Source organism: Mycobacterium persicum (assembly GCF_002086915.1).
In the GTDB taxonomy this organism is placed as follows: domain Bacteria; phylum Actinomycetota; class Actinomycetes; order Mycobacteriales; family Mycobacteriaceae; genus Mycobacterium; species Mycobacterium persicum.
This window is the reverse complement of sequence record NZ_MWQA01000001.1, coordinates 1,000,736-1,012,565: the sequence shown is the minus strand read 5'-3', so window position 1 is coordinate 1,012,565 and position 11,830 is coordinate 1,000,736. Positions and strand designations below refer to the sequence as shown.

Below are 11,830 nucleotides of genomic sequence, written 5' to 3'. Positions count from 1 at the left end.
ACCCAGAGCGAGCGCTGGTCAGTAGACGTCGCGGTGGTAGCGCTTGGCCGCGCTCAGCGACCGCACGTAGGCGGTGGCCGCTTCGGTATCGAGATGTCCGTGCTCGGCAGCGATGTCGCAGAGCGCGCGGTCGACATCTTTGGCCATCGGGTCGGCATTGCCGCACACGTACAATTGCGCTCCGTCCTGCAGCCATCGCCACAGCTGCGCGCCGCGCCGGCGCATCAGGTGCTGCACGTACACCTTCTGGTGCTGATCGCGCGAGAACGCCAGATCGAGTTCGCTGAGGAAGCCATCGGCGTGCATCGCCTGGATCTCCTCTCGGTAGTAGAAGTCGGTGGCGGCGTGGCGTTCCCCGAAGAACAACCAGTTCGGCCCGGTGTGGCCGAGCGCGCGTCGTTCCTGCAGGAATGCCCGGAAGGGCGCGATGCCGGTTCCGGGACCGATCATGATCATCGGTGTGTGCGGATCGCTGGGGGGCCGGAAGCTGCTGGATTTCTTTACATAGACCGCGATCTCGTCGCTGGGGGAGCGGTCGGCCAGATAGGTCGAGCACACCCCGCGTCGCGGCACGCCCTGAAAATTGTACCGAACCGGCGACACGGTCAGGTGCACTTCCCCCGGGTGCTGTTTGGGGCTGGATGAGATCGAATACAGCCGCGGCTGAAGCGGTTTGAGTACCGTCAGCCATTCGTCGGCGGTCGCGGTGACCGGTGCCTGAGCCAGCAGGTCGACCGACTGCCGGCCCCAGGACCAGTCATCAAGGGCGGCTTTGTTTTCCGGGCGCATCAACTCGGCGAGCTTGTCGGCGACGTCGCGGGCCGCGGTGCGCTGCTGGACGAAGCGCAGCAGGGCGGGGCTGATGTGAGCGATCTCCAGCCGATCGGTCAACGCCGCACGCAGCGACATCGACCCGTGGTTGGCGACATCGACTTCGGTGTGGCCGTTCAGTCCGGTCACCGTCAGCCATTCGTCGACCAGCCGGCTGTGGTTGCGGGGCCATACCCCCAGCGCGTCGCCGGCTTCGTAGCTGACCGCTGGCTTCGGAGCATGGAAAACTAACTGCCGCACGTCTTTTGACGAACGGGGCTTGCTGAGCGTGGTGTTGCGGACCACGCTGGTGACCAGTGGGTTCTTCTTGGTGCAGGCCGTGGGCTTGGCTGTTGGTGACGCGTGCGGTGACGTGACCGTGGTCGGTGCCGTACCCCGCAGCTCGTGCAGGACCCGGCTCAGCCAGCCGGCGGCGGGATCCTCGTAGTCGGGTTCGCAGTCGACGCGGTCGACGATGCGGGTCGCGCCCAACTCGGCAAGGCGTAGGTCCAGCGCGCGCCCGTGACCGCAGAAATTGGCATAGTTGGAGTCGCCCAACGCCAGGACGGCGTAGCGGATACCGGCCAGCTGCGGCGCGGTTTCAGCCGCCAGCGCGCGCCAGAAAGCTGCGCCGTTGTCCGGCGGATCGCCGTCCCCGGTGGTGCTGGTGATCAGCAGCAGCTGCCGAGCCGTCGGCAGCTGCGACACCGGGAACTCGTCCATGCCGTGCAACGCGACCGGCAGCTGGGCCGCACGCAGTTGCGCGGCGACGTCGGCGGCGAGTTCTTCTACCGTCCCGGTTTGCGACGCCCACAACACCACGATCGGTGCTGGCTCGGCGGTTTCGGTGACCGGCACCGGTTGCGGCGTCTCGGCGCGGGCGAACATGCCCGCGAGCAAGCCGTCCAACCACAGCCGGGTGGGGGTATCGAAGGGAGCGCTGACCGGCACGGTGGGAACCCCGGCCAGCCGCCGACCGGTTTCGGTGCGCAGCCCCGCCAGCAAACCGGCAAGGTAGGAGCGGGCGAACGGACCGAACTGCGGCATCGGCTCGTTCGCCACCCCGAGGAACTCCGCGAGCGCGTCTACGTCGGCCACACCGAGCCGCGGTGTGTCGGTGAGCAACGTCGGTTCCGGTCGATCGGCCGCGCCGGCGGTGGGTTTGCCTGCCGAATGTGGCTCGGCTGCGGGTTGGGCAACCTTCGTCAGGGTGACCGCACACACCTTGTATTCCGGTTGCCGCGATATCGGGTCGACGGCGTCGTTGGTGACCGCATTGATCGAGAGGTACTCGCCGAAGACGTCGTTCCAGTGGAACGGGGCAAAACAGTTGCCGGGCCGCACCCGGTCGGTGACCAGAGCGGGCAGCACCGCACGGCCGCGGCGAGACGCGATCTCGACGTGGTCACCGTCGCGGACGTGCAACCGCTCGGCGTCGTCAGGGTGGATTTCGACCAACGGGCCCGGATTGAGTTTGTTGAGTTTGGCGACCTTGCCGGTCTTGGTCAGCGTGTGCCAGTGGTGCGGCAGGCGTCCGGTGTTGAGCAGGAAAGGGTAGTCGCCGTCGGGCATCTCGTCGGGCAGCAGATGGGGGCGGGCGAAGAACACCGCACGTCCGCTGGCGGTCGGGAACGCCAACCGCGGCACCGACCCGTCGTCGCGCGCCAACCGTGTCTGGCTGACCCCGTCGTTGCGGTAGCGGATCGGGTTGCGACCACTGCTGTCTGGTGGGCACGGCCACTGCAACGGTGTCTCACGCAACCGGTCGTAGCTGATGCCCCGCAGATCGTATCCGGTTGCCATGTTCGAGAACCGCTTGATCTCGTCGAACACGTCGGCGGCGGACTGGTAGCTGAAAGACTCCGAATAGCCCATCTCGCAAGCGATCCGGGCAATGATCTGCCAGTCCGGCAGCGCCTGTCCGACCGGCTCGACGGCCTTCTGGAACAACGTCATGGTCCGCTCGGAATTGACCATCACCCCCTCGGACTCGGTCCACAGCGCCGCGGGCAGCAACACGGTTGCGTACTCGTTGGTCTCGGTCTCCGCGAACGAGTCCTGGCTGATCACCAGTTCGGCCTTCTCCAACCCGGCCAGCACCGTTTTCCGATTCGCCACGGTGGCAACGGGATTGGTGCAGATAATCCAACATGCCTTGATGTCGCCGGCGGCCATCCGGGAAAACATGTCCACCACACCGGCGCTGACCTCGGTGCGCAGCGACCCCTGCGGAATACCCCACTGCTGCTCCACGAATTCGCGGTCGGCGGCCGAGAGCACCGAGCGCTGTCCCGGCAGGCCCGTTCCCATGTAACCCATTTCGCGCCCGCCCATGGCATTGGGCTGTCCGGTGAGGGAGAAGGGGCCATTGCCGGGCTTGCAGATCGCGCCGGTTGCCAGATGCAGGTTGCACAGCGCGTTGGTGTTCCAGGTGCCATGGGTGCTCTGGTTGAGTCCCATCGTCCAGCAGCTCATCCAATTGGCGGCTTCGCCGATCCAGCGCGCTGCGGTGCGGATGTCTTCGACAGGAATGCCGGTGATTTCGCTGACCACCTCGGGTGTGAATTGCTCGAGAAAGCTCGGCATCACCTCCCAGCCCTCGGTGAATTCGGCGATGAAAAGCGGGTCTGTGTAGCCGTTTTCGACGATCAGCCGCAGTAAGCCGTTGAGCAGCGCCAGGTCGGTGCCGGGGGCGATCTGCAGGAACAGGTCCGCCTTGTCCGCGGTCGCGGTGCGGCGCGGGTCGACGACGATCAATTTGGCGCCCGCTTGAACGCGTTCCATCATCCGCAGGAACAGGATCGGGTGGCAGTCAGCCATATTGGCGCCGATGACGAGAAACACGTCGGCGTGGTCGAAATCCTGATACGAGCCGGGCGGTCCGTCTGCTCCCAACGACAGCTTGTAACCGGAACTGGCGCCGGCCATGCACAGCCGCGAATTCGCCTCGATCTGGTTGGTGCCGATGAACCCTTTGGTCAGTTTGTTGGCCAGGTACTGGGCCTCGATGGACATTTGTCCCGACACGTACACCGCGACCGCGTCCGGGCCGTGCTCGTCGATGATGGCGCGTAACCGCTTGGCGCAGTGGGTGATCGCATCGTCGATCGGAACCGGTTCGAGGGAATTCCCGCGGTCGTCGCGCAGGTATGCCGACTCCAGCCGTCCCGGTGCGGCGAGCAGGTCGGCGGTGGTGGCGCCCTTGGTGCACAACCGCCCAGAATTAGCCGGATGCGAGGTGCGGCCAATTGACTTGGCAATGTGGCGCTTTCCGGTTGCCGCGTCCGTTGTGACTTGCAGCACAATGCCGCAGCCCACGCCGCAATAGGCGCACATAGTCTCCACGGCGTCCTTACCGGGCGCCATGAGTTCCCTGGCCACGCCTTATGTCCTTTCTGCAACCGCCGCTTACGCACCACTGCACAACGGTGTGTTCGCCAAATCCTGCGACAAGGATGTTTCGGTACGGGATGTCGGACGTTTCGGCCGTTTTACGGTTTTCTCGCAGCGGGTTAACCGTGTCAGTGCGTTGCTGGAAATGGGCGAGCACGTCTGTCGGGCCGTCAAGCCGAGCCGGTCATCCCCGGGTCGTCATCGACCGGTGATCTCGACGTCAGATTACCCGCGAGCTATCCGCGGCGACGCCCGTCGGGGCGCGGGAGCCGCAGTTTTGACGAAACTTGGGGAATGTTGACAGTTTTCGCCAAGCTCCGGCCGTCGGTCGCGGACCTGACGTGCGCAGACCCAAGCGGTTTGCCCCCAGAGATTTACCTGCTAATGCACAGTTTTCGCTAAGCTCGCGGGGTGCGTCGTCGGCAGGCTGTGATCCGTCGGTGCCTGGCTGTGCTGCTCGGGATCGGCGGGATTGCCGGGGCTGCCGGTTGCGCGGAGAAATCGTCGACACCGCCGTCTTCGCCGGCGGATACCTGCAAGCAATCCGACGGCCCGGCGGCCGACACGGTGCGACAGTCCATAGCCGCTGTCCCGATCGAGGTACCGGGCTCCAGCTGGGTGGAAATCGCGCGGGGGCACACCAGGAAATGCCGCCTGTACTGGGTGCAGATCATCCCTACCATCGCCTCCGAGTCGACTCCGCAACAGTTGCTGTTCTTCGACCGCAACACCCCATTGGGTTCGCCGACCCCCGGTCCGAAGCCCTACATCACGGTGCTGCCTCCCGATGATGACACCGTGACGGTCCAGTACCGGTGGCGAGTCGGCGATGAATCCGAATGCTGTCCCAGCGGTATCGGCACGGTGCGATTTCAGATCGGACCTGACGGCAAACTGAAAGCACTGGGGCCGATACCGCACTCGTAGCGACCGGTAGCGGCCAGTGGCTTTGACGCACAGGACGGTTCCGGTGACATCACCAATCGGTCACGGTTGATGCCTACAGGTGTTATCCAGCTGTTCTTCAGCAGATTCAGGCTGCCCACGACGTGCCGCGCGACTGCAAGTTTGGCACTCTGGGAGTTCGTTGTTGTTTCCCGGCGGGAAGCAACGTGGCCGGGGCTCAGGAGTGGCTTAGGAGAGTGATGGAACAGCAGATGTTGCTGCAACGCGAGGAGTCGCTGAGCAATTCCGGCCAGGCTCAGCACAATTCGGATACTTCAGCAACGCGCAGGAGTAACTCGCGCGATATTTCGCATTGGGACGCTGAGGATGTCGCGGCATGGGAAGCCGGCAACAAGGTCATCGCCCGGCGCAATCTGTTCTGGTCGGTGGTCACCGTGCATCTGGGCTACTCCGTGTGGACGTTGTGGCCGGTGCTGGTGTTGTTCATGCCGCAGAGCGTCTACGGTTTCTCCGCCGGCGACAAATTCATGCTCGACACCGTCGCAACGCTGGTGGGGGCATGCACGCGGCTGCCCTACTCGCTGGCCACCACGATCTTCGGCGGTCGCAACTGGGCGATTTTCTCGGTGACCGCGCTGCTGGTCCCCACCATCGGCACGTTGGTGCTGTTGACTCATCCAGGGCTGCCGTTGTGGCCGTATCTGGTGTGCGCGGCGCTGACCGGGCTGGGCGGCGGTAATTTCGCGGCGTCGATGAGCAATGCCAACGCGTTCTACCCGCATCGGTTGAAAGGCTCGGCGCTCGGCATTGCCGGCGGCATCGGAAATCTCGGGGTGCCGACCATCCAGTTGGTCGGGCTGCTGATCATCGCCGTGTTCGGGGACGGAAAGCCGTACCTGGTGTGTGGGCTCTATGCGGTGCTGCTGGTCGGTGGGGCCATCGGGGTGACGCTGTTCATGAACAACGTCCAGCAACACCGGGTAAAAGCTTGCCGGCTGCGCCCCATCATCTCCGCGGTCGTGTCCAATCGCGACACCTGGTTGCTGTCGCTGCTCTACCTCGGCACCTTCGGCTCGTTCATCGGGTTTTCGTTCGCGTTCGGGCAGGTGCTGCAGACCAACTTCGTGGCGGCCGGTCAAAGCGCCGCGCAGGCCGCGGTGCACGCCGCCGAACTGGCATTCCTGGGACCGCTGCTGGCGGCGCTGGCACGGGTCTACGGCGGGCGGCTGGCCGACCGGCTCGGCGGCAGCCGTCTCACCCTGGCGGTCTTTGTCGCCATGGCGCTGGTTGCCGGGCTGCTGATCGGCGCCGGCAGCCTGGAAGACCGGCACGCCGGTCCGACGCGAGGAGCCAGCATGGCCGGCTATTTCGTGTGCTTCATCGCGTTGTTCGTGCTGTCCGGGTTGGGCAACGGGTCCGTGTACAAGATGATCCCGACGATTTTCGAGGCATGCAGCCGCGAGCTGCATCTCGGCTCGGATCTCAGCGAATCCGAGCGCCGGGACTGGTCGAGGCTGATCTCCGGGGTGGCCATCGGGCTGGTGGCGTCTTTGGGTGCGTTCGGAGGGGTCGGAATCAACCTGGCGCTGCGCGAGTCCTACGTGGCCACCGGCGCCGCGACCGACGCGTTCTGGATCTTCATGGTGTTCTACGCCGGTGCGGCCGCCCTGACCTGGAAGGTCTACGTTCGCCGGCCGGTGGGATACCTTCCGGCTCTGCCGCCGGCCGCCGTCGAGCTCGTGGCGCAGCCGGCCGTCGTCGAGCTGGTGGGTCGCTGAGCTCAGTCGGGCAGGTTCTCCGGGTGCAACATCTCGGCGTAGCGCAACGGTTCTGGGATCCCGAAGCCGTCCACCAACGTCTTGGCGTGCGGGCGTAGCACCCGGCATCGGTCGTTGATGCCGCGGGTAACCGCCTTGGCTCGTTCCGTCGACAGGAACCGGTGCTCGATGTACCAGGCCTTGTCGTCGTCGATCACCGACAAGGCGTACACGTCGCACACCGCCTCGAGCACGTCGCGGGCCTGATGGTCCGGGCAGGATTCGATCCCGGCGACGAACGCCTCCAGCACCACCCGGTCGATGTGCGCCTGCGCGGCATGCAGCACGTGATCCTGGACCGCGTTGAAGGCGTCGAACGCCGACATCTCGTTGGCTTTGCTCTGCAGCCGGCGGGCCACCGAGGACAGCAGATACTCCTCACGGTCCTCGAACATCTTGACCTGGGTGCCGCGGTTGAACAGGCTGCCCTCTTCCTCGTTGTCCTGGCGGGCGTCCACGACCGTCTGGATGATGGTCTGGGCCGCGGTGCGTTTCAGCACCCGCTGACCCACGGTGTTGGCGGCGAAGCGCACCCATTCCACCGGGCTCATGCTGCGGATGTCGTCGGCGTAGGCGGTCAGCAGCTCCTTGGCCACCAGCTGGGTCAGCACGTGGTTGTCGCCCTCGAACGTGGTGAACACGTCGGTGTCCGCGCGCAGTGCGATCAACCGGTTCTCGGCCATGTAACCGGCTCCGCCACAGGCCTCCCGGGCCTCCTGGATGGCGCGGCTGGCGTGCCAGGTGTTGGCGGCCTTCAGCCCGGCGGCCCGTGCTTCCAGCTCGCGCTGCTCCTCGGCGTCCGGGTCGTCGGCCGTTTGCAGGTCATGGCACCTGGACACCAGCTCGTTCTGGGCGAACTGCAGCGCATACGACCGTGCGATCAACGGGAACAACCGCCGCTGGTGGACCAGGTAGTCCATGATCAGAACTTCGCTGTCGTCGTCGTCGGGTGCGCTGAATTGCCTGCGCTGCAACGCATATCGGGTGGCAATGTCCAACGCGACCCGTGCGGCCGCTGCCGCGCTGCCACCGACCGTCACCCGGCCGCGGATCAGCGTGCCGATCATAGTGAAGAAGCGGCGGCTGGCGTTTTCGATCGGCGAGCTGTAGGTGCCGTCGGGGGCGACGTCGCCGTACTTGTTCAGCAGATTCACCCGTGGAATACGGACGTGGTCGAACATGATGCGGCCGTTGTCGACGCCGGGCAGGCCACCTTTGTAGAGGCAGTCCGACGTTGTCACACCCGGCAGGTCGTTGCCCTCGTCGTCGCGGATCGGGACCAGGAAGCAGTGCACCCCGTGATTGACCTGCTCGCCGTTTGCGGTGGTGATCAACTGCGCGAAAACCGCTGCCAGGCGCGCGGTTTCGGCCGCCCCGCCGATGTAGTCCTTGCGCGCCGTCGGGGTGGGGGAGTCGATGACGAACTCTTCGGTCTCGGCGTCGTAGGTGGCGGTGGTCTCCAGCGACTGCACGTCGCTGCCGTGCCCGGTCTCGGTCATCGCGAAGCAGCCGCGGATATCGAGGTTGATGATCTTGGGAACGTACTCCTCGTGATGACGTTGAGTGCCCAGGTTCTCGACGGCGCCGCCGAACAGGCCCCACTGCACTCCGGCCTTGACCATCAGGGACAGATCCGACATGGCCAGCATCTCGATCATCGTGATCGCCGCGCCCACGTTGCCGGTGCCGCCATGTTCCTTGCGGAAGCTGTCCTCGGCGGCGCCCGCGGCGGCCAACAATTGCATCTGCTCGGCCACCTTGGCGCGGGCGATGACGGTGTTGGGTGTGTAGTGCGGGCGGAAGACCTCCAGGTTCAGCTTCTTGCGCATGTCGTTCTTCACGTCGCGGAAGCGCCCGTCGAGGGCGTTGCGCAGATGGTGGGCGATGTCGGCAGTGTTGGTCATGTCCGGCGCCATACCCGAACCGTAACCCCGTCAACCACGGTGTGGGGCAAGAGCCGGTATCGGTGTCCGAATACGGAAGGCACAGATGTCGTTTCGCCTCGGTGGGTTTAGATAGCGCAATGGCGAATCTTGAACCCGGGTCACGACCGGGCGAAGCGGGTCCATCCGGCGAACCGGCCTTCGACGTCGGACACTCGCACTCCGACGTCAGCGGCGGCTGGTTGCGGGCAGCCGCATTCGGCGCGATGGACGGCCTGGTCAGCAACACCAGCCTGATCGCCGGTGTGGCCGCGGCGGAAAGCGTGCACGCCACCATCGTCAGCGGTATCGCCGGGCTGCTGGCCGGCGCGTTCTCCATGGCGTTGGGCGAATACACGTCGGTGACCACGGCCAACGAGCAGATCGACTCCGAAGTCCACCTCGAACGCCGTGCGCTGCGCACGCGTCCGCAAGACGAACGGGCCGAATTGGTGGCGATGTTGCGGGAACTGGGTATGAGCGCACAAACCGCGGAAATCGCCACCGACGAAATTCACCGCGACGAGAACCAGGCGGTCAACTTTCACCTGGTGCGCGAGATCGGTGTCGATCCGGCCGCCAAGCCGTCGGCGCGGGTGGCAGCCGGGTCGTCGTTCGCGATGTTCGCCATCGGTGCGCTGCTGCCACTGATCCCCTACCTGCTGGGCTTCGGGTCGTTGGTCGCCGGGCTGGCATGTGGCGGGGCCGGGCTGCTGGTCGCCGGCGGCCTGACCGCCCGGTTCACCAGCAAAGCGGTGTGGTGGGCGGCGTCGCGGCAACTGCTGTTCGGCGCCGTCGCCGTCGCGGCGACCTATCTGGTCGGATTGCTGATCGCGGCGGTGCTGTGAGCGGCCCACGACGTCATGAACGGATACGCAGCGAGCGACCGGGCGGACGTAGCCGGAACAACACGAATCCGGCCCACAACACGCCAAAGATGATCAGCAGGGCCATGTCGAAGGCCCACCAGCCGCTGTAGTGCGTCCACACCCCGTTATGGGCCGCCAGCGGGTCGACCCGGCGCAGATCGATAGTGCAGGCGGCTGCGGCGAAGCCCCAGTGGGCCGGAATCAGCCAGGAGATCTGGTCGAATCCCCAGGTGCCCACCAGCGGCAGCAGCCCGCCGCCGAAGAGCGCGGATGCCAGGATCACCGGCACCGCCAGCGGCAGAACCTCGCGTTGCGACCTGCCCAGCGTCGACAGCGCCAGACCGATGATCGCCGAGACGACGGCCGTGGCCGCCACGCTCACGTAGAGCTCCACAGTGGCATTGGGCAGTAGGACCGCTTCATGGACGGGCGGACCTTTGCCGGCGACGACGACGGCGGTGAGGATGGCGGCCTGGATCGCCGCGACCAGGCCGAACACCGTAATCTTGGCGAGCAGGTAGGCCGGCGTCGACAACCCGACAGACTGCTCGCGCCGCAACATCCGCCGCTCGCCGACCAGATCGCCGATCGTCAGCAGGATGCCCATCAGCACCGCGGCGAGGTTCATCGCCGCCAGGATCTCGGTGGCCTCGTGCGGGTTGGGCGCCGACCGGCCGGCGCGGTCGAACCCGGAATCTCCGGGAATCAGCAACGTCAAGCCGCCCAATACCAACGGCAGCAGCACCATGCAGAGGAAGGGCAGCCGCCTGGCGACGAACAGTCGGATCTCGCGTCGAATCGCCAGTCCTAGTTGGCGGTCGGCGGTCAGCGCGAGGGGCGGCCGCCCCGCAGCCGCCACCGCGGGCGCTGCCGGCGGTGGCGAACCAGATGCCTGCTGGCGGTTCAGGAACGCCTGATGCGCGCCGCCGGGATCGGCGTCGACCTGCGCGAAAACCTCGGACCAGTCGGTAGTGCCCATCGCCGGTTCCAGCTGCACCGGCGGCCCGGCAAAGGCCAAAGTGCCGGCCGGGGTGAGCAGCAACACCTGGTCACACAAGTTCAGGTGAGCAAGCGACGTCGTCGCCACCACGACGACGCAGCCGAGATCGGCCTGCCGGCGCAGCATCGCCATGACGTGGCTTTCCTGCGCCGCATCGAGCCCGGCGCTCGGTTCGTCGACGACCAGCAGGGAGGGCCTGGAGACGAGTTCGGTTGCCATCGACGCGCACCGGCGCACCTCGGGCGCAAGCTTGGCCACCCGGGTCTTGCGATGCGGCGTCAATTCGAGTTCGTCGAGAACATGGTCCACCACCCGGTCGCGGGTTGGCGGGGTGGTATCGGGCGGCAGCCGCAACTCTGCGGCATACCCCAGTGCCCGTTCGACGGTGAGGCAGCCGGGTACCGCCTCCCCGCGCGGCACCACCCCGATGCGCGCTCTGACCCAGTCGGGCTCGGCCTTCATGTCGTGGCCGTCCACGGTCAGCACTCCGGAACCGAGCGGCCGCAGGCCCGCCAGCAGCTCGATCAAGGAGGTGGTGCGATTCTCCGACGGCCCGACGACCGCGATCAACGAACCCGGGCGTGCGGTGAACGAGATGTCAGAAAGCAGTTCGCGACCGTCGACGGTCAAACCCAATCGATATGCCGCCACGCCGACGGTGCGTGCGCCAGGTTTCAGCGGCAGCCGGCTGGTTGCCGGACCCTCCTCCGCTAAGTCCTCCCGTGGGCCGGTGTCGGGTCGAGGCGCGAGCAGCTTTCGGGTGGCGTCGGTCATCCGCTCGACCAGGCCGCGTCCCTCGGGCTGCCCGGCCTCCGGCGCGGGCTGCGCACCGGCCGGCGCGGGCTGGTCAGCGGTTGGCGGGTGCCCGGCCTCCGGCGCGGGCGGCGTTGCCTGTGGTGTCAACCGGATGGGCTTGGTAGTCCTGCCGAACGTCGGGGCTGCGGGGATTCGCTGGGTCGCCGACTCGGCGACGATGCGCTGCGCCACCGCCTGCGCGGGTTCTGGGTGAGTGATCGACTTGGCCGGCATCCGCTGCGTGGCTTGCTCTGTCGGTTTCACGGGTTTGCGCCACTGACCGGTAGGCGGCGGGGTCGGCCGATGCGCCTGCGGCGG

The 11,830-nt window shown here is 66.3% G+C and carries 6 protein-coding genes; 3 read left to right on the top strand and 3 right to left on the bottom strand.

The window, feature by feature from the left end; genetic code table 11:
- Positions 1 to 18: 18 nt before the first annotated feature.
- Positions 19 to 4,176 (bottom strand): bifunctional nitrate reductase/sulfite reductase flavoprotein subunit alpha, encoded by a 4,158-nt coding sequence (locus B4U45_RS04535; RefSeq protein ID WP_075548992.1) that lies wholly within the window; start codon positions 4,174 to 4,176, stop codon positions 19 to 21.
- Between the two features lie 459 nt (positions 4,177 to 4,635).
- Here B4U45_RS04535 and B4U45_RS04530 point away from each other — a divergent pair, with 459 nt between their 5' ends.
- Both B4U45_RS04530 and B4U45_RS04525 read left to right on the top strand, forming a co-directional pair.
- Positions 4,636 to 5,130 carry an LppP/LprE family lipoprotein gene (locus B4U45_RS04530; RefSeq protein WP_371687240.1) on the top strand — a complete coding sequence of 165 codons (495 nt, stop codon included), beginning with the start codon at positions 4,636 to 4,638 and terminating at the stop codon, positions 5,128 to 5,130.
- Between the two features lie 218 nt (positions 5,131 to 5,348).
- Complete coding sequence (locus B4U45_RS04525) at positions 5,349 to 6,887, top strand: nitrate/nitrite transporter (RefSeq protein WP_083155011.1); 1,539 nt, start codon at positions 5,349 to 5,351, stop codon at positions 6,885 to 6,887.
- Between the two features lie 2 nt (positions 6,888 to 6,889).
- On the opposite strand, the gene B4U45_RS04520 is transcribed toward B4U45_RS04525, so the two are convergent.
- A complete protein-coding gene (locus B4U45_RS04520) occupies positions 6,890 to 8,842 on the bottom strand; it encodes an acyl-CoA dehydrogenase family protein (protein WP_075548991.1) in 1,953 nt (650 codons plus the stop codon).
- Positions 8,843 to 8,949: 107 nt separating this feature from the next.
- On the opposite strand from B4U45_RS04520, the gene B4U45_RS04515 reads away from it, so the two are divergent.
- On the top strand, positions 8,950 to 9,696 hold the full coding sequence (locus tag B4U45_RS04515; protein ID WP_075548990.1) for a VIT1/CCC1 transporter family protein: 747 nt from the start codon (positions 8,950 to 8,952) through the stop codon (positions 9,694 to 9,696).
- A 13-nt stretch (positions 9,697 to 9,709) separates the two neighbouring features.
- Here the strand turns inward: B4U45_RS04515 and B4U45_RS04510 are convergent.
- Positions 9,710 to 11,830, bottom strand: a 2,121-nt coding sequence (locus tag B4U45_RS04510; RefSeq protein ID WP_244899348.1) for an ABC transporter permease, incomplete at its 5' end; no start/stop codon positions are given.

Bases quoted from the DNA above. Each gene is read 5' to 3' on its own strand.
- B4U45_RS04515 (WP_075548990.1), top strand. From the start codon at position 8,950: ATGGCGAATCTTGAACCCGGGTCACGACCGGGCGAAGCGGGTCCATCC.
- B4U45_RS04525 (WP_083155011.1), top strand. From the start codon at position 5,349: ATGGAACAGCAGATGTTGCTGCAACGCGAGGAGTCGCTGAGCAATTCC.
- B4U45_RS04520 (WP_075548991.1), bottom strand. From the start codon at position 8,842: ATGGCGCCGGACATGACCAACACTGCCGACATCGCCCACCATCTGCGC.
- B4U45_RS04535 (WP_075548992.1), bottom strand. From the start codon at position 4,176: ATGGCGCCCGGTAAGGACGCCGTGGAGACTATGTGCGCCTATTGCGGC.